We start from the raw sequence: 17,900 nt of genomic DNA, 5'->3' as shown, positions 1-17,900 counted from the left end.
CCCGCGCCTGTGCACGCCGCTGTGGGTCGTCCCGGCGTGTCGCGCTGCTGACGCGCGTCGTCGCACGTCAGCGGGCTCGCGCGGCGTCCACAGGCGGTGCGCCACTGGCCTCACAGGGTGAAGAATGACACGGCCGTAACACAACACTTAGTGGGTGCTTGCGATGTCAGACCCCAGGTGTAGTGTCTAGCCAGACGGCTCGCCCCGAACCACACCGGTGTCATGCAGGCCCCTCGGCAGCACGACGGACCACCCCTCGCAGGGAGGCCCGGAGGCTGACAGGAGCACGCGGACCCCGACCCCCGGGTGACGCGGCCGCCACGGCGAGAACCACACGGACCACGAGCTCGGGGGAGCACACATGACCATCACGGTGTACAGCAAGCCGGCCTGCGTGCAGTGCACGGCCACGTACCGCGCCCTCGACAAGCTCGGCCACGAGTACACGGTCGTCGACATCTCGGAGGACGCCGACGCGCGCGACTACGTCATGTCGCTCGGCCACCTCCAGGCGCCCGTCGTCGTCGCCGGCGGCGAGAACTGGTCGGGCTACCGCCCGGACCGCATCAAGGCTCTCGCGGACAAGCTGGCGACGCAGGTCGCCTGAACGCGGCGGGCCTCGCGGCCTGTCGCCCCGCACGCCCCGGGCCGACGCACGGCTAGCGCCGCGTCGGCCCGGCGGGCACTCGAGAACGGTCCGGCCGGCGCCTCGTGCGCCGGCCGGGCTGCACCCGGCACGCGCAGCGGGCCTCGGCATGCCCGGGTCCGCCGCACGGCAGCAGCACAGGACGCGGAGAGGGAGGCGAGCGGTGACCGAGCTCGTGTACTTCTCGTCCGCGTCGGACAACACGCACCGCTTCGTGCAGAAGCTCGGCATCCCGGCGCAGCGGATCCCGCTGCGCCCGACCGACGGGTTCCTGCGCGTCACGGAGCCGTACGTCCTCGTCGTGCCGACCTACGGGGGCGGCAACGAGGGCGGCGCGGTCCCGCGGCAGGTCGTCAAGTTCCTCAACGACGAGGACAACCGTGCGCTGATCCGCGGCGTCATCGCGGCCGGCAACACGAACTTCGGTGAGGCGTACTGCATCGCCGGCGACATCGTGGCGGCCAAGTGCCACGTGCCGTACCTGTACGCCTTCGAGCTCATGGGAACAACCGAGGACGTCACACGCGTCCGCGAAGGATTGGGAAGATTTTGGCAGCGACAGTCGCAGATACCCGCGTAGAGCTGACGGGGCTGGACTACCACGCCCTCAACGCGATGCTCAACCTGTACGACGCGGACGGGAAGATCCAGTTCGACGCCGACCGGCAGGCCGCGCGCGAGTTCTTCCTGCAGCACGTCAACCAGAACACGGTCTTCTTCCACGACCTGGACGAGAAGCTCGACTACCTGGTCGAGAACAAGTACTACGACCCGGCCGTGCTCGCGCAGTACGACCGCGCGTTCGTCAAGTCGCTCTTCCAGCACGCGTACTCGAAGAAGTTCCGTTTCCAGACGTTCCTCGGCGCGTTCAAGTACTACACCTCGTACACGCTCAAGACGTTCGACGGCAAGCGGTACCTCGAGCGCTTCGAGGACCGCGTCTGCATGGTCGCGCTCGCGCTGGCCGAGGGCGACCAGCAGTTCGCCATGAACCTGGTCGACGAGATCGTGTCCGGGCGCTTCCAGCCGGCTACGCCGACGTTCCTCAACCTCGGCAAGGCGCAGCGCGGCGAGCCCGTCTCCTGCTTCCTGCTGCGCATCGAGGACAACATGGAGTCCATCGCGCGCGGCATCAACTCCGCCCTGCAGCTGTCGAAGCGCGGCGGCGGCGTGGCCCTGCTGCTGTCGAACATCCGTGAGCACGGCGCGCCGATCAAGCACATCGAGAACCAGAGCTCCGGCGTCATCCCCGTGATGAAGCTGCTCGAGGACTCGTTCTCGTACGCCAACCAGCTCGGTGCGCGCCAGGGCGCCGGCGCGGTGTACCTGCACGCGCACCACCCGGACATCTACCGCTTCCTCGACACCAAGCGCGAGAACGCGGACGAGAAGATCCGCATCAAGACGCTCTCGCTCGGCGTCGTCATCCCGGACATCACGTTCGAGCTGGCGAAGAAGAACGAGCCGATGTACCTGTTCTCCCCGTACGACGTCGAGCGCGTCTACGGTGTGCCGTTCGCCGACGTGAACGTCTCGGAGAAGTACTACGAGATGGTCGACGACGGGCGGATCCGCAAGACCAAGATCAACGCGCGCGAGTTCTTCCAGACGCTCGCCGAGATCCAGTTCGAGTCCGGGTACCCGTACGTCATGTTCGAGGACACGGTGAACCGGGCCAACCCGATCGAGGGCAAGATCACGCACTCGAACCTGTGCTCGGAGATCCTGCAGGTCTCGACGCCGTCGACGTACAACGAGGACCTGTCGTACGCCGAGGTCGGCCGTGACATCTCCTGCAACCTGGGCTCGATGAACATCGCGCTGTCGATGGACTCCCCGGACCTGGGCAGGACCGTCGAGACCGCGATCCGCGCCCTGACCGCCGTCTCGGACCAGACGAGCATCGAGTCGGTGCCGTCGATCAAGAAGGCGAACGCCGGCGGGCACGCCATCGGCCTGGGCCAGATGAACCTGCACGGGTACCTGGCGCGCGAGCGCATCTTCTACGGCTCCGACGAGGGCCTGGACTTCACGAACATCTACTTCTACACCGTGGCGTACCACGCGATCCGCGCGTCGAACCTGCTCGCGCAGGAGCGCAAGGCGTCGTTCTACGGCTTCGAGAAGTCGACGTACGCGACCGGTGAGTACTTCACCAAGTACATCGAGAAGGAGTGGAAGCCGCGGACCGCGCGCGTCCAGGAGCTCTTCGACACCGCAGGCGTGCGCATCCCCACGCAGGACGACTGGCGTCTGCTGGCCGCGCTCGTCGCCGAGCACGGCCTGTACAACCAGAACCTGCAGGCGGTGCCGCCGACCGGCTCGATCTCCTACATCAACCACTCGACGAGCTCGATCCACCCGATCGCGTCGAAGATCGAGATCCGCAAGGAGGGCAAGATCGGGCGCGTCTACTACCCGGCGCCCTTCATGACGAACGACAACCTCGAGTACTACCAGGACGCGTACGAGATCGGCTACGAGAAGGTCATCGACACGTACGCCGAGGCGACGCAGCACGTCGACCAGGGCCTGTCGCTCACGCTCTTCTTCAAGGACACCGCCACCACGCGCGACCTGAACAAGGCGCAGATCTACGCGTGGAGGAAGGGCATCAAGACGATCTACTACATCCGCCTGCGGCAGATGGCGCTCGAGGGCACCGAGGTCGAGGGCTGCGTCAGCTGCATGCTCTGACGCCCCACCTGCGACGACGCCTTCGACGAGACTGAGGAAGAACACATGATGAGCACGGGCAAGCTGAAGCTGGTCGACCGCGTGTCGGCGATCAACTGGAACCGGCTGCAGGACGAGAAGGACGCGGAGGTCTGGGACCGCCTCGTCGGCAACTTCTGGCTGCCGGAGAAGGTGCCGGTCTCCAACGACATCCAGTCCTGGGCGACCCTCACCGAGGCCGAGAAGACGATGACGACCCGCGTCTTCACCGGTCTGACGCTGCTGGACACCATCCAGGGCACGGTCGGCGCGGTCAGCCTCATCCCCGACGCGCTGACCCCGCACGAGGAGGCCGTCTACACGAACATCGCGTTCATGGAGTCGGTGCACGCCAAGTCGTACTCCTCGATCTTCTCCACGCTGATCTCCACCAAGGAGATCGACGAGGCGTTCCGCTGGTCGGAGGAGAACCCGAACCTGCAGCGCAAGGCCGAGATCGTCCTCAACTACTACCGGGGTGACGAGCCGCTCAAGCGCAAGGTCGCCTCGACCATGCTCGAGTCGTTCCTCTTCTACTCGGGCTTCTACGCGCCCATGTACTGGGCGTCGCGCGCCAAGCTCACCAACACGGCCGACCTGATCCGCCTCATCATCCGCGACGAGGCCGTGCACGGGTACTACATCGGCTACAAGTACCAGAAGGGCCTCGAGCTGGTGTCGCCGGCCGAGCGTGCGGAGCTCAAGGACTACACGTTCAACCTGCTCTTCGAGCTGTACGACAACGAGGTGGAGTACACCCAGGACCTCTACGACGAGCTCGGCCTGACCGAGGACGTCAAGAAGTTCCTGCGCTACAACGCCAACAAGGCCCTGATGAACCTGGGCTACGAGGCGCTGTTCCCGCGCGACGAGACCGACGTCAACCCGGCGATCCTGTCGGCGCTGAGCCCCAACGCCGACGAGAACCACGACTTCTTCTCCGGGTCGGGCTCCTCGTACGTCATCGGCAAGGCCGTCAACACCGAGGACGACGACTGGGACTTCTGAGTCCCGCTGAACGGCGCCGCGGCCCCCGTGACCTGCTGGTCACGGGGGCCGCGGCGCGTCGGGGGACGAGGGCGATCAGCCGCCGGTGGGGCAGCGGGGACCTCGTCCCGTCGTCTGTCAGGACTCGGGGCTCGGCAGCTGCGGGTACGCGGTGCACGAGGCGGGCGACGCAGCCATGACCCACCCGTCGATGAGGTACTGGCCACCGGCCGGCACGAGCGACGGGAAGTCCCCGCCGCCCCCGACGATCGTCCCCTCCGCGCTGCGGCAGATGATCCCCACCCGCAGGTCGGACCAGTCCTCGGCAGTGCCGTTGACGAGGGTGAACGTCCAGTCCCCCTCAGCGGTCTGCTGACCGTCGACGGGTGCGACGGGCTCGGCGGGTTCGGCGGAGGAACCGTAGTCGCTGACCTCGAGGGTGGCCTCGACGCGGGCGACGGTCTTGCCGGTCGTGTCTGTCTGGGTCCCGATGGCGGTGACGCCCTCGGCACTCGTGAAGATCTCGACCTGCTCCTCCGTCGCGATCAGGGTGTCCGTCTCGTCGAAGAGGTTGAACACGACGGTCGCGAACTCCCCGACGTGCCCGGTGTTGGAGACGAGCGAGGTCACCCACGTGTAGTCGCCGTCCTGCCCGAACCCGGCCTCGAGGATCTCGGCGTGGTCGGCCTTCTCCTCCTGCGCGGCCGGACTGCGATCCTTCACTTGCTCGGACGTGGGAGGTGCGGTCGCGACCGCCTCATCGGTAACGGTGTCGCCGCCTCCGCAGCCTGCGAGCAGGAGTGCGCAGCTGAGGGCGACGAGGGTGTGAGTAGTGCGCATGCGCGGGAATATAGCGTCGCTATTTGCACGGAACAAAATCAGCGGTCTCGTCCCGCGGGCTCAATCAGGTTATGCTTGCAGATCGTGCGATAAATCGCACGCTCCTGGCGGCTGGCACATTCAGGTGGTGCGTGGACATGGCGCGATAATTTACCAACGCCTCACCCGTCCCGGCGAAACCCAGAAAGGTCGCTGTTGGTGAGTCTTCACCCATTCTGCCGGAACGGAGCGATCAGGAGATGCGTGCCCGGGTGGTGCGAAAGGCCCCCGGCACCCGTGGCGGAGGCTCGGGGGGCGTCAGCGGTACGTCGGTGACTCCGCGGCGGCAGGCTGTCGAAGTGCAGCGCGATCACCTGATGGAGTTGCTCGCCCCGTCGCGCCGACCCGGGCCGGGCGTACGCCGGTGGCACAGTGATACCAGGGAGGTCGGCATCTCGACGATGTCGTTGCGCATGAGCGACGAGGACAGCGCGCTGCTGCGGCGTCTCGCGGAGCGCGAGAACCGGTCCATGAACGACACGGCGATCCTCGCGATCCGCCGGCTGGCCGAGCAGACCGTCGTCGAGGACGCCTACGCCGACGCGGTCTCCAAGGTCGCCGAGCGCGACGCCACCCTGCTCGACCTGCTGTCCCGGTGAGTGTCTGGTACCCGACCCTCGACACGGCGAAGCTGATCTGCGACCGGTCCGGCCTCCACATCGGTGACGCCGGCTCGCTCGCGTCGGCTCTCGCGCGCCCCTCGCAGGTCGTCCGGGGCGTCGAGGCGTACGTCGGGATCCACGCGAAGGCAGCGGCCCTGCTCGACGCGATCAACCGGTAGCATCCGCTCCACGACGGCAACAAGCGGCTCTCGTGGCTCCTGGTGGCGTCGTTCTACGAGGTCAACGGGTACTCCCTCGTCGTCGACCCGCACGACGGCGACGGGTTCATCCGCGCCGTTGGAGGTGACGACCACCTGACGCTCGACGCCGTCGCCGACTGGTTGTCGGCGCATGCCGTCGCCCACTGACGGCCCGGCGCGCGGGACGCTCGCACGGTGGTGTGGGCAGCCCGGGGCATCGTTGATCGGCTCGGAGTGCCACGGGCCGCGTAGCGTCGGTGGACACCGGCCCCAGCGAGGAGAGCCTCATGACCTCTGCCCTTCCCGCCCTCGTCAGCCCCGAGGAGCTGCACGCCACCACGGCGGCGGGCACCGTGCCCCTCGTCGTGCTCGACGCCTCGACGGCGCTGGCCACGCACGGTGAGGGCGAGCCGTACACGGCGCAGCCGCTGCGCGCCGCGTACCTCGATGCGCACGTGCCCGGCGCCGCGTTCGTCGACGTGACGAACGAGCTCTCGGACACCGGCGCTCCGCAGCTCTTCACCCTCCCCGCCCCGGACGCGCTGGCCGCCGCCCTCGGTGCGCTCGGCATCGGTGACGACACCCACGTCGTCGTGTACGACAACGTCGGCTCCGCGTGGGCGACGCGCGTGTGGTGGCTGCTGCGCTGGCTGGGCCACGACCACGTGTCGGTGCTCGACGGTGGGCTCGGCGCCTGGCGGGCGGCCGGGCTGCCCCTCGCGAGCGGGGCCGAGGACGACGCGGCCGCCCGTGCCACCCCGGGCCGGCTGACCCCGCGCGTCCGGCCCGAGCTGCTGGCGACCTTGCCGCAGGTCGAGCAGATCTCCACCGGGTCGGCAGCCGGGTTGCTGGTCAACGCGCTCGACCCCGCGACGTTCCGCGGCGAGCAGGAGGTCAGCCCGTACCCGCGCCGCGGCCGCATCCCCGGCAGCATCAACCTGCCGCTGTTCACGTTCCTGGACCCGGCGACCGGCCGCTTCCTGCCGCCCGCCGAGTTGCGCGGCCTCCTGCAGGACGGCGGCCTGCTCGACGCCCAGGGCGCCGTCACGTACTGCGGCGGCGGGATCGCGGCGACCGTCCCCGCGTTCGCGGCCTACGTCGCGGCCGGCGTCGACGTCGCGGTCTACGACGGCTCGCTCTCCGAGTGGACGGCGGAGCAGGGGCGCCCGGTCGACGTCGGCTGACGCGGCACCGCCGGCGGTAGGTCGTGACGGGTTGTTGCCGAGTTCGGCAACAACCCGTCACGCCGTCGTGCCCCCCCGGCCGGTCGTCGTCCGGCCGTACCGGGACGCACACCCTGCTCCCGGCCACCTTGCCGGTGCCCGCACCCCGGGTTCGACTGGACGGATGCGCACAGACCGTGGGACCGCGCGTCGGCTCCTGCGCCACCCGCGCGTGGAGCTGGCGCTGAAGGCGGCGGTGGCGGCGACCGTCGCGTGGGTGCTGGCGCGGCAGGTCCCGGGCGCGCAGGACTACGCGTTCTACGCGCCCTTCGGCGCGGTCGCGACGACGTACTCAGCGGTCGTCCGGTCCGTGGCGGAGACCGTGCGGACGGTCGCCGCGATCCTGCTGGGCGGGGCCGTCGGGGTGCTGGCCGACGTGGTGCTCGGCCCCGGCGTCGCCGCGATCGCGCTGGTCGTGGGGCTCGGGATGCTGCTCGCCGGCGTGCCGTGGTTCGGTGACGCGCGCTCGTACGTGCCGGTCGCCGGGATGTTCGTGCTGCTCGTCGGGCAGGGGGAGGAGATCGGCTACACCGCGGCGTACGCCGGGCTGTTCCTGCTGGGGGCCGCGTGCACGGTGGTCGTCAGCACAGTGCGCCCGGCGCTGCCGCTGGAGCGGACCGACCGCGCGCTGGACGCCCTGCGCGAGGCGTGCGTCGAGCACCTGCGCTCGCTCGCCGCGGCCATCGACCCGCGTGCCGACGACGACGTCGAGCTCCCGGACCGCGACGAGCTGAGCGGGCCGCTCAACCGCGCGCGGACGGAGGTCGACGAGCTGCGGCAGGCGGCACGCGGGAACCGCAGGGCGCGGCGCCGGTCCGACGACGTCGCCCGGCGGACCGAGTACTTCCGTGCCCTGCAGCGTGCCGCGCTGCTCGTCGACGACCTCCAGGCGACGGTCGAGGACCAGCCCTGGGGCCTGAGCGTGGCGCACCTCCCCGAGGAGCTGCGCACACCCACCGCAGACGCCCTGCGCGAGCTGGCCGCCACGACGGCCGAGGCCGCGACCCACGACGTGGAGCCCGGGCGCCGCCGGTCGGCCGACCGCGCGACCGCCACGCTCGTCTCCGCGCTGCACCGCTACGGCGAGCGCGGCGGGTCGGACGCCGTCACGCTCGTCGTCTCGGCCGTCGTGACGACCCTGCGGCGGTCGCTGTCCGCGCTCACACCGTGGGACCGCATCCAGCTCTCGACGAGCCCCGCCGAGGCGCTGGAGCTCGAGGACGACCGCACGGACCGCTGAGAGGTCGGAGGGCACCGGACACAGCGGTCCCGTCAGCGCGGCGGATCCTCGGCAGCGTTCTCCTGGATCATCACCGGCGACGCGTGGATGCAGATCATCCGCAGGTCGCCGTCGCCGGTGTTGGTGAAGCGGTGCCACGTGTCGGGCGGCACGACGGCGGTGTCGCCGGTGCGAGCGACGACGTCGTGCTCCCCGATCCGGATCGTCGCCTCCCCGTCGAGGACGGACCACGTCTCGGAGTACGGGTGGCGGTGCAGGACCGGCCCCTGCCCGGGGGCGTTCGTGACGAGGAAGAAGCTGACGCCGGAGCCGTGCTGCGCACCCTCGAACCGCAGGGTCCGGCTGCCCGCCATGCGCAGCCGGTCGGCGGGGACCACACCGGGGATCGCGGGCTCGTCCTGTCCGACCACGGTGACCGCCTCCCTGCGTCGTGCCGCTCGGTGCCACCGTACGACCGCGCGCCGACATCGCTCCAGCGCGACGTCGGCGGTCCCGGGACCGTCCCGGAGCCGCCGACGTCGTCGCGCCGTGGCGTCAGGCCGCGCGGCTCCACTGGAACGTGCCCGCCGACGTGCACGTGCGCTGCTCGAGCGCGGCGCCGTCGGCCGTCGAGCCGTCGACCACGCCCACGCACTTCCCGCTGTTGCGGGTCACCAGCTGCTCGTAGCCGTCGCCCGAGCGCCACGAGAACTGCTGGTTGGTGCCGCCGTGGCAGGTGTACTGGATGAGCCGGGCGCCGTCGGCACCTGACGCACCGCTGACGTCGAGGCACTTGCCGCTGTGGACGCTGCGCACGGTGACGTAGCCGCCGCCGGCGTCGACCACCTGCCAGCGCTGCCAGGGCTGGCCGTTGCTCGTCCACTGCCCGACCACCGCGAGGTCGTCGCGGTTGGGGGCCTGGACGTCCATGACCTTGCCGCTGGCGCGGTTGGTGATCCGGACGTCCCCGGACGGCGGCGTCGGCGTCGGCGTCGGGTCGCCGCCCACGCCGCGCGTGAACTGCCAGCTGGTGACGTTGAACAGGCTGCCGCTGCCGCCGGTGAACCGCAGGACCAGGTCCCGGGTGCCGGTCGCGCCGCTGACGGGGCAGCTGACGGTCGTCCACGTCTGCCAGCCGCCGGTGCCGGGCACCGTGCAGGTGCCGACCACCGGGCCGGACGCGCTGTCGAGGCGCACCTCGATCCGACCGCCGCTGCCCGCCGACGCGACCCGCGCGGTGAACGTGGCCGCGCCCGTGCCGAACGCGACGCCCTTCACCCGCAGCCAGTCGCCGTTCTCGATCCACCCCACGTTCATGCCGCCCTCGGATGCCGGCTCGGTCTCCAGGCCGCCGGCCCACGCGATCGTCTCGGCCTGCTGCGTGACGTACGGGTCGAGGGGTTCGATCTGCGGTGGCCCGGTGGCCGTCATGCTCATCTGGGGGATGGACCCGTCGGCGCCGTAGGTGAACTGCTCGACGGCGACCGAGCGCGTGAACCCGCCCCCGCCCGGCAGTGCACCGTTGTGGTAGAAGAAGTACGACCTGCCCCGGTAGTCGACGACGCCCGGGTGGTTGGTGAAGCTGCCGCCCTGCGTGGGCATGACCACGCCGCGGTACGTCCACGGGCCGGTCGGCCCGGGTGCCGTCGAGTAGCCGATGAACTCGCTGCAGCACGCCGCCGCGAACACGTTGTAGTACGTGCCGTTGCGCTGGTAGACCCACGGGCCCTCCTCGTAGAGGGTGGGCCGCTGCGCGACGTTGCCGGGGCGGGTGCCGAAGCCCGCGGTGGTGAGCGGGATCCGGGCGGGGCTGCCGGCGAGCGACACCATGTCGCGGTTGAGCCGCACGACCCAGAGGTTCGGGTTGCCGTAGTAGAGGTACGCCTGCCCGTCGTCGTCGATCATCACGCTCGGGTCGATCTCGGCGTTGTCGACCAGGGGTCGGCCGATCGCGTCGCGGAACGGCCCGGTGGGGCTGTCGGACACCCCGACGCCGATGGCGTTGCCGCCGCCGCGCTTGACGACCGGGACGTAGAAGTAGAACCGCCCGTCCCGTTCGACGACCTGACCGGCCCAGGCGTCGGACTGCGCCCACGAGAACGTCGCCAGGCTCATGGGGGAGCCGTGGTCGGTCCAGTTCGCCATGTCGGTCGTCGAGTACACCCGCCAGTCCTTCATGGTGAACCAGGTCGAGCCGTCCTCGTCGTGGGTCGTGTAGACGTACAGCCGGCCGTCGTGCACGAGCGGGGCCGGGTCGGCCGTGTAGATCGTCTGGACGATCGGGTTGTCCGCCTGCGCCGGGACGGCGAGGGCGACGGGTGCGAGCAGGGCCGCCGCCGCCAGCGCGGCGACCCGCCACCGCCGGCTCATCGTCGGCTCCAGACCTGGTTGGCGGACCCGGAGCAGTGCCAGAGCAGGACCCCGGTGCCGTTGGCGGTGAGGTTGTGGTCGACGTCCAGGCACAGGCCCGTCGCGACGTTGCGGACGGTGCCGTTGGACTCGAGCGTCCACTGCTGGTTGGTGCCCCCGTGGCAGTCGTAGAGCTGCACGGCCGTGCCGGCGGCCGCCCCGGTCGGGGCGTCCAGGCAGCGGCCCAGCACGCGCAGCTGGGCCCCGCTGACCTCCCAGCGCTGGTTGGCCCCGCCGTGGCAGTCCCAGATCACCGGCTTGGTGCCGTTCGTCGTCGCACCGTTCGGCGCGTCGAGGCAGCGGCCGGACGCGGCGCTGACCAGCATGGACGTCGAGCTCGTCGGCGGCGGGTCGGTCGGCGGCGGGGTCGTCGTGCCCGGCGTGACGCGGTAGAGCGCGACGCCGTGCGCGGGGACGGTCGCGGTGATCCGGTCGGACGTCTGGCCCGACGCACCGGTCCACAGCTCGCGGTACGACGCGGTCCCCGCCGGCAGGCCGGCCTCGACGAGCGTCGCGGAGATGCTGCGGGCGCTGTTGCCGCGGTTGAGCAGCGCGACCGCCGCCGACCCGTCGGCCAGGGGCTTGGCCCAGACCTCGGCGTCGCCGTCGTCCCGCACCCGGTCGGCCTGGCGCACCAGCGGGTCCTGGTCGATGGCCAGCACGTCACGGTTGGTGAGGACCGCCCGCACGTCGGCGCTCATGTTGCGGATGTCGTTGCCCGCGATGAGCGGTGCCGACAGCATCGCCCACATGCTCATGTGGGCGCGGTTCTCCGTGGGCGTCAGGGTGTTGCGGACGCCGACCATGAGCATGTCCGGGTCGTTGTACTGCCCCGGCCTCGTCCACTCCCGCATCGGCTCGATGACGTCCAGCGCCTCGGTGATGCCGACGAAGCACCACTGGTCCGACGGCGGGCAGCCGGTCGACCAGGCGTCCTTGAGGTCCTCCGACGTGCGCCACATGTCCGCGAACGCACCCCAGCCGGAGTACGTCGGCGCCGTGTTGTCGTGCGCGCTGTTGGGGTTGATCGAGTAGACGATGGGCCGACCGGTGGCCTTGAGCGCGTCGCCGAACTTCTTGAACAGGGCCGCCTGCTCCTGCACGTTCCCACGCGGGTCGCACCAGTCGTGCTTGACGTAGTCGACGCCCCACGACGCGAACAGCTGCGCGTCGCGCGTCTCGTTGCCGTTGGACGACGTGCCGGGGCGATTGTTGAAGTACTGGTCGCACGTCTTCTCGCGCGGGGCGTGGTACAGCCCGAACTTCAGGCCCTTGGAGTGGATGTAGTCCCCGAGCGCCTTCATGCCGGACGGGAAGCGCGACGTGTCGGGGCGCAGGTTGCCGTCGGGACCGCGGGTGTCCTGCATCCAGCAGTCGTCGACGACGACGTACTGGTAGCCCGCGGCCGCCATGCCGGAGCTGACCATCGCGTCCGCCGCCTGGCGGATCATCTGCTCGTTGATGTTGCAGTAGAAGGTGTTCCAGCTGTTCCAGCCGAGCGGCGGCAGGGGAGCCGGCTCCTGGACGGTGGGCGTCGCGGCGGCGGCGGGCGCGGCGGGCGCGACGACGGCGGCGGCAGGCGCGGCGAGCAGGGCCAGGACGAGGGCGAGCATGCGGAGCCTGGAGCGAGGACGGGTGCGTGACACGGAGGTCTCCTCGGTGGACGTGGCCCGCGGACGGGCCGGACCTACCCCGCGGACGTCGGTGTCCACCGGGGCGTCACGGGTGGGCGCCGAGTCACCCGGGCGTCGTCCCGACGCCGACGTGGCACGCGTCCGACCCAGCCGTGAACGTTCACAACGGCCTCACGGTGGCGTAGCAGGACGACGGCATCCAGTGGTGAAACGCTTCGACGTTGCACGGGCACCCGCGCGCCGATATGGGAGCCCGTTTCTACGGAATCGGGCCAGAATGCCCGAAAAATGCCGTTCAGGTCGCGTGGTCGACTCCGGGGTGCAACCGTTGCGGTTCACGCACAACCGTTCCCTCACTGGAGGCTTTCATGGCTGCACCCCGCACAAACGGTGGCAACGCCACCCACGAGCCTCGCCGCGCGGCGACCACCGGCCTGGTCGTCGCCGCCCTCGGGATCGTGCTGTTCAACATCTCGCCCCTGCTCAACTGGGTGAACCCGGGCGGCGACGCCGACCCGAGGACGGGCTACGAGACCGACTCCGTCGTCCCTTTCATCGCCTACCTGGGCCTCGGGCTGCTCATCGCCCTGCTCTACGCGAACAAGCTGGCCCGGCGGGGCCAGCACCGCGGCCTCACGCTGGTCACCATGGCCGTCGGCATCGCCGCGGCCATCCAGTGCCTGGCCTTCGCGATCAACCCGATGGGCGGCCTCGAGCGCGGTGACGGTCTGGCGACCGACATCGGCGTGTGGGTCGGCCTGATCGGTGCGGCGGTCTGGGCCGTCGGCGCCTTCCTGCTGGCGAAGGACGTGGAGGGTGACGACCGCGTCGACACCTACCAGCAGGACGCCGCCGCCACGCGCTGACACGTCCTGACGAGCGGTGGAAGGGGCGCGCGGCGTCCCTTCCACCGCTCGCGCTGTCGGTGCAACCCCACAGGCACTTCTCGTGCGGTCGTCCAGCAGGCGTGGCACCCTCATGGCGTGACGCCCGCACCAGTCGACATCTCTGCCTTGCTCACAGCCGCGGAGGACGTCTCCCCGGCCGACGCGATGTCGGCCGCTGCGGACGCTTTGCGGCGGAGCCTCGGCGTCGAGTCGGCCACGTTCCTGATCGCCGACGCGGCGGGGAACACCCTCATCGACCACGGCGACCCCGCCACCCGCTTCTCGCTCGACGGCACGGACCCGGGGCGGGCGTGGCGCGGGCAGTGCATCATCCACGACGCCGCGCGCCGGCGCGCGTACGCACCCGTCACCGTGCGGGGCGACGCCCTGGGCGTCCTGGCGGTGCAGCTGCCGCCGAGCGACGCGACGGTGGACGGCGGGGGAGACGGCGCGGAGGAGCGTCCGGACGCCGCCGACGGCGAGCTCGACCCGGTCCGCGCCGAGCAGCTCGCAGCCGTCGCCCACGCCCTGGCCTACGTGCTGGTCGCGAACCAGCGGCACACCGACACCTACGAGACGGCCATGCGCTCGGCCGAGTTCACCCTGCCCCGTGAGATCCAGCGTCGGCTGCTGCCGTTGGGCTTCGTGTGCGAGGGAGGGTCCTTCACGATCGCCGGCTGGCTCGAGCCCTCGGCCAGCGCGGCCGGCGACACCTTCGACTACGTGGCGTCCGGCGACCGTCTGGTCGCCACCCTCACCGATGCCACCGGGCACGACCTGAACGCCGCTCTCATCGCGACGCTCACGGTGAACGCGCTGCGCAACGCCCGCCGGCAGGGCGCCGACCTGGTCGAGCAGGCGCACGCCGCCAACATGGCCCTCATCGACCAGGGCGTCCCCCACGGCGGTGCCTACGTCACCGGGATGCTCCTCGAGATCGACCTCCGGTCCGTGGACGACAAGGAGGGCAGCGGCGAGGGCGCCGTGGTCCGGATCATCAACGCCGGGCACCCCGGCGCGCTCCTGCTCCACGACGGTCACGTCACGACCGTCGCTCCCGCCAACAACCCGCTGCTCGGGATGCGGCCGCACGAGTACCAGGCTCAGGAGATCGAGATGTACCCGGGAGACCGGCTCCTGCTGATGACCGACGGCATGCTCGAGCGCAGCGCCGCCGCGTTCGACCTGCCCGCGGCGCTGCGCGACACGGCGGACCAGCACCCCCGCAACGTCGCGCAGGACATCTCGCGCATGTTCCTCGAGAAGGTCGGCGCCGACGTCCAGGACGACGCCGCCCTGCTGCTGCTCGAGTGGCACGGCGGCTCCACGCACCGCCGGACCCGCCACGGGGCGGACGCCGCCCGGTAGGCCCGGCAGCGGCTGACGTGCGCACGCGGGCCGGGACGGTCAGGGCCGCAGCCCCGCGAGCGCGATCGTCAGCCCGCGGTCCAGCGCGGGGCCGCGCTCGTCATCGTCCTGGGACGCGAGCAGACCTTCGACCATCATCAGGACGAGGTGGATGTCGGCGACCGTGACGTCGGCGGAGATCTCGCCCAGGTCGATGGCATCGGCCAGCGGCCGGGTCACCAGGGTGCCGATGCGCTCGCCCAGGGCGTCGAGGTGGCCGGCGGCGTCGGGCGCCGAGCGCAGCAGGGGGAACAGGCCCGCGAGCCGGCGCTGGCCCTCGGCGATGCGTCGCACGACGGCCTCGAACGCGCCGGGCTGCCCCGCGCGCTCGGTGGCGAGCCGCGCGGCGTCGTCGAGATGCTGCCCGTAGAGCCCGGCCGCGAGCGCGTACCGGTCGGGGAAGTGGCGGTAGACGGTCGCGCGGCCCACCCCCGCCTCGCGGGCGACCTCGCTGAGCGGGGCGGTCAGACCCTGGGCGGCGAAGACGCGCTCGGCCGCGGCGATGACGGCGGCGCGGTTGCGCGCGGCGTCCCGTCGCGCGGAGGTCACCCACGAAGTCTAGGACGTTGATCCCCGACGTCGCGGGCGGGCCGCCGCAATACTCGGGAACAGAAACGGACGCGGTCGTCCGTTTCGATCCCTTCCCTGATCGGAGCCCTTGTGACGCGCCACCCCCGCATGCTCGAGCCCGCCCGCTGGGGCTCTCTCGAGCTGCCCAACCGCACCTTCATGCCGCCCATGGGCACCCACACGGCGAACGCCGACGGCACGATCTCCGCCGCGGGCGTGGCGTACCTCGTCGCCCGGGCGCGCGGCGGCGTCGGCCTGCTCATCACCGAGTCGATCCAGACGCAGGACGTCTACGACCTGCCCACCGGCTCGACCATCAGCCTCACCCACGACCGGCACGTCGCCCCGCTGCGCGACGCCGTCGCCGAGGTCCACCGCGCCGGCGGGCTCATCAGCGCCAACCTCACCCCGGGCCTCGGGCGGATCATGCCGGGCGGCCCCGGCGGCCTGCCCCCGTTCTCGGCGTCCGACTGCCCCACGCTCATGGACCCGAGCGTCCGCTGCCGCGCGCTGAGCACCGAGCAGGTCGAGGACGTCCTGGACCGGTTCCGCGCCGCGACCCGCCGCGCCCTGGAGTGCGGCTTCGACGCCATCGACCTGCACGGGCACACCGGGTACCTCACCGACCAGTTCCTGTCGTCCGTGTGGAACACCCGCACCGACCGGTTCGGCGGGGACGTCCGGGGCCGCGCGACCTTCGCCACGGAGATGATCCGGATCGTGCGCGAGGAGGGCGGCGCCGACTTCCCGCTGTCCATGCGCATCAGCGTCCGCCAGGGGTTCCCCGGAGGCCGCACCCCCGACGAGGCGCGCGAGCTCGCCGTGATCCTGCAGGACGCCGGGCTCGACGTGCTGCTCGTCGACGCCGGCTCCTACGAGGCCATCGACTACTCGTTCCCGTCGTACTACATGGGCGACGGCGTGTACCTGCCGGACGCCGAGGTCGTGAAGCCCGTCCTGCGCATCCCCGTCGCCGTCAACGGCAACCTCACGCCCGACCTGGCGGAGCAGACCCTCGCCGACGGCACGGCGGACTTCGTCGGGTTCGGCCGCATGGTCATCGCCGACCCCGACCTGGTCCGCAAGGTCGCCGAGGGACGGGCCGAGCAGGTGCGCCCGTGCATCCGCTGCAACGAGCTGTGCATCGGCAACGTCGTGGCCGGCAAGGCGCTGGGGTGCTCGGTCAACCCGGAGGCCGCGCAGGAGGCGACGCGGGTGCTGCTGCCGACGCCGGTGGTCCGTGCGGTCACGGTCGTCGGGGGCGGCCCCGGCGGGCTGGAGGCCGCACGCGTCGCCGCCGAGCGCGGCCACAAGGTCGACCTCTACGAGCGCGGGCCGCGGCTCGGTGGCGTCCTCGAGCCCGCCGCCACGCCGGAGTTCAAGCGCGAGCTGCACCGCATGGTCGACTGGTGGGAGGGCGAGATGGCGCGCCTCGGTGTGACCGTCCACCTCGACCACGAGGTCACCCCCGACGCCCCCGAGCTCACCGACGCCGACGCGGTCGTGGTCGCCACGGGCTCCACGCCCTGGGCGCCGCCCGTCCCCGGCGCCGACGGCCTGTCCGCGGTGCACGTGCTCGACTTCCACCGCGGCGCGCACGTCGGACCGCGCGTCGTCGTGTGCGGCGGCGGGCTGTCCGGGGCCGACGCCGCGCTCGAGCTCGCGCTCGACGGGCACGACGTGACGATCGTCGAGGCCGCCCCGCAGATCGCCGCCGACATGGTCGTGCACAACCGCGTCGCGCTGCTGCGCCGGCTGGCCGAGGTCGGGGCGCGGGTGCTCACCGGCCACCGCGTCACCGCGATCGGCGACGGCACGGTGGTGTGCGACGGGCCGGACGGCGTCGTCGAGCTGGCGGCGGACACGGCGCTGCTGGCGTTCGGCGTCCGCCCCGACCGTGCGCTGCCCGACGCGCTCGCGGGCCGCCCGGCCACCCACGTCGTGGGGGACTGCGTGCAGCCGTCGAAGGTCGGCGACGCGATCCACGCGGGCTACGCCGCGGGCGCCGCGATCTGACGCACCCGGCCGGCCCGTCCGGTCGGTGCGTGAAGGGTTGGTGCCGGATCCCGGCACCAACCCTTCACGCATGCCCGTGCGCCGTCGGCGCGGGCGTCCGGGTGCGAGCCGCGCGTGCCGGTGCGAACGTGGAGAGCATGAGCGAAGAGACCACGGGCTACGACCCGAACCAGGACCCCGACGCCGACCCCGCCAACCTCAACCCCCGCACCGGGGCTGCCGCGCAGGGCGACCCCGACCAGGACGCCGACACCGACGCGGAGTCGGCCAACCTCAACCCGCGGGACGACACATGAGCGAGGGCCTGCCGGACAGCTTCGACGGGAAGCAGCCCGACCTGCCGTCCCTCGGCGTCGACCCCGACCCGATCCCCGACGACCACGAGGGCAACGCCCCGGACGGCGAGGGCGCCGACCCGTCCTGACGTGCACCGCTGCGGGCCCCGGGCGCGACGCCCCGGCGCGCCGGCGGGTGCGCGGTGCACGCGACCGGGTGGGCGTGACCCG

At 71.5% G+C, this 17,900-nt stretch carries 19 protein-coding genes; 14 read left to right on the top strand and 5 right to left on the bottom strand.

From position 1 onward, the window contains the following. Positions 1–361: 361 nt before the first annotated feature. The 4 genes from nrdH (at position 362) to nrdF (ending at position 4,369) form a co-directional block, all read left to right on the top strand. The gene (nrdH, locus tag J1G43_RS17390) at positions 362–607 is read left to right on the top strand and encodes a glutaredoxin-like protein NrdH (protein WP_089800153.1); all 246 of its coding nucleotides are present in this window, start codon (positions 362–364) and stop codon (positions 605–607) included. Between the two features lie 202 nt (positions 608–809). Then, positions 810–1,226 (top strand): class Ib ribonucleoside-diphosphate reductase assembly flavoprotein NrdI, encoded by a 417-nt coding sequence (nrdI, locus tag J1G43_RS17385; protein ID WP_207341901.1) that lies wholly within the window; start codon positions 810–812, stop codon positions 1,224–1,226. Next, positions 1,196–3,343: a class 1b ribonucleoside-diphosphate reductase subunit alpha gene (gene nrdE / locus J1G43_RS17380; RefSeq protein ID WP_207341902.1), complete on the top strand. Its 2,148-nt coding sequence runs from the start codon at positions 1,196–1,198 to the stop codon at positions 3,341–3,343. The genes nrdI and nrdE overlap by 31 nt, the downstream gene beginning before the upstream one ends. A gap of 45 nt (positions 3,344–3,388) precedes the next feature. Then, positions 3,389–4,369: a class 1b ribonucleoside-diphosphate reductase subunit beta gene (nrdF, locus tag J1G43_RS17375; protein ID WP_207341903.1), complete on the top strand. Its 981-nt coding sequence runs from the start codon at positions 3,389–3,391 to the stop codon at positions 4,367–4,369. A gap of 117 nt (positions 4,370–4,486) precedes the next feature. Here nrdF and J1G43_RS17370 read toward each other — a convergent pair whose 3' ends face one another. Beyond that, positions 4,487–5,071, bottom strand: a complete 585-nt coding sequence (locus J1G43_RS17370) for a hypothetical protein (RefSeq protein ID WP_207371028.1) — start codon at positions 5,069–5,071, stop codon at positions 4,487–4,489. A 569-nt stretch (positions 5,072–5,640) separates the two neighbouring features. Here J1G43_RS17370 and J1G43_RS17365 point away from each other — a divergent pair. The 5 genes from J1G43_RS17365 (at position 5,641) to J1G43_RS17345 (ending at position 8,492) form a co-directional block, all read left to right on the top strand. Continuing rightward, positions 5,641–5,826 (top strand): hypothetical protein, encoded by a 186-nt coding sequence (locus J1G43_RS17365; RefSeq protein ID WP_207341905.1) that lies wholly within the window; start codon positions 5,641–5,643, stop codon positions 5,824–5,826. Beyond that, positions 5,823–6,008: a hypothetical protein gene (locus J1G43_RS17360; RefSeq protein ID WP_207341906.1), complete on the top strand. Its 186-nt coding sequence runs from the start codon at positions 5,823–5,825 to the stop codon at positions 6,006–6,008. The genes J1G43_RS17365 and J1G43_RS17360 overlap by 4 nt, the downstream gene beginning before the upstream one ends. 42 nt (positions 6,009–6,050) lie before the next feature. Beyond that, complete coding sequence (locus J1G43_RS17355) at positions 6,051–6,197, top strand: hypothetical protein (RefSeq protein ID WP_207341907.1); 147 nt, start codon at positions 6,051–6,053, stop codon at positions 6,195–6,197. A 119-nt stretch (positions 6,198–6,316) separates the two neighbouring features. After that, positions 6,317–7,213: a sulfurtransferase gene (locus tag J1G43_RS17350; RefSeq protein ID WP_207341908.1), complete on the top strand. Its 897-nt coding sequence runs from the start codon at positions 6,317–6,319 to the stop codon at positions 7,211–7,213. A 163-nt stretch (positions 7,214–7,376) separates the two neighbouring features. Beyond that, entirely contained in the window at positions 7,377–8,492 is a 1,116-nt protein-coding gene (locus J1G43_RS17345; RefSeq protein ID WP_207341909.1) for an aromatic acid exporter family protein, read from the top strand. Between the two features lie 32 nt (positions 8,493–8,524). Here J1G43_RS17345 and J1G43_RS17340 read toward each other — a convergent pair whose 3' ends face one another. From J1G43_RS17340 to J1G43_RS17330, 3 genes are all read right to left on the bottom strand, one after another. Further along, entirely contained in the window at positions 8,525–8,902 is a 378-nt protein-coding gene (locus tag J1G43_RS17340; protein ID WP_249670707.1) for a cupin domain-containing protein, read from the bottom strand. A gap of 124 nt (positions 8,903–9,026) precedes the next feature. Beyond that, positions 9,027–10,841 carry a family 43 glycosylhydrolase gene (locus J1G43_RS17335; protein ID WP_207378938.1) on the bottom strand — a complete coding sequence of 605 codons (1,815 nt, stop codon included), beginning with the start codon at positions 10,839–10,841 and terminating at the stop codon, positions 9,027–9,029. Continuing rightward, entirely contained in the window at positions 10,838–12,493 is a 1,656-nt protein-coding gene (locus tag J1G43_RS17330) for a ricin-type beta-trefoil lectin domain protein (RefSeq protein WP_207800633.1), read from the bottom strand. Before J1G43_RS17330 ends, J1G43_RS17335 begins: the two co-directional genes overlap by 4 nt. Positions 12,494–12,882: 389 nt before the next feature. On the opposite strand from J1G43_RS17330, the gene J1G43_RS17325 reads away from it, so the two are divergent. Further along, positions 12,883–13,380 (top strand): hypothetical protein, encoded by a 498-nt coding sequence (locus J1G43_RS17325; RefSeq protein ID WP_207341912.1) that lies wholly within the window; start codon positions 12,883–12,885, stop codon positions 13,378–13,380. A 117-nt stretch (positions 13,381–13,497) separates the two neighbouring features. Further along, entirely contained in the window at positions 13,498–14,769 is a 1,272-nt protein-coding gene (locus tag J1G43_RS19710) for a PP2C family protein-serine/threonine phosphatase (protein ID WP_207378937.1), read from the top strand. Positions 14,770–14,808: 39 nt separating this feature from the next. Here the strand turns inward: J1G43_RS19710 and J1G43_RS17315 are convergent, their stop codons facing one another. Continuing rightward, positions 14,809–15,357, bottom strand: a complete 549-nt coding sequence (locus J1G43_RS17315; RefSeq protein ID WP_207341914.1) for a TetR/AcrR family transcriptional regulator — start codon at positions 15,355–15,357, stop codon at positions 14,809–14,811. A 111-nt stretch (positions 15,358–15,468) separates the two neighbouring features. On the opposite strand from J1G43_RS17315, the gene J1G43_RS17310 reads away from it, so the two are divergent. The 3 genes from J1G43_RS17310 to J1G43_RS17300 all read left to right on the top strand — a co-directional run bounded on the left by J1G43_RS17310 (position 15,469) and on the right by J1G43_RS17300 (position 17,818). Continuing rightward, positions 15,469–17,394, top strand: a complete 1,926-nt coding sequence (locus J1G43_RS17310) for an FAD-dependent oxidoreductase (RefSeq protein ID WP_207378936.1) — start codon at positions 15,469–15,471, stop codon at positions 17,392–17,394. Positions 17,395–17,531: 137 nt separating this feature from the next. Beyond that, positions 17,532–17,690: a hypothetical protein gene (locus J1G43_RS17305; RefSeq protein ID WP_207378935.1), complete on the top strand. Its 159-nt coding sequence runs from the start codon at positions 17,532–17,534 to the stop codon at positions 17,688–17,690. Beyond that, positions 17,687–17,818, top strand: a complete 132-nt coding sequence (locus J1G43_RS17300) for a chromosome partitioning protein (protein ID WP_207378934.1) — start codon at positions 17,687–17,689, stop codon at positions 17,816–17,818. Before J1G43_RS17305 ends, J1G43_RS17300 begins: the two co-directional genes overlap by 4 nt. Positions 17,819–17,900: the final 82 nt, after the last annotated feature.

The organism is Cellulomonas sp. zg-ZUI22, from assembly GCF_017353535.1.
Taxonomy (GTDB): Bacteria; Actinomycetota; Actinomycetes; order Actinomycetales; family Cellulomonadaceae; genus Cellulomonas; species Cellulomonas wangleii.
The sequence above is the reverse complement of the archived record's forward strand: the minus strand, read 5'-3'. Positions and strand labels throughout refer to the sequence as shown.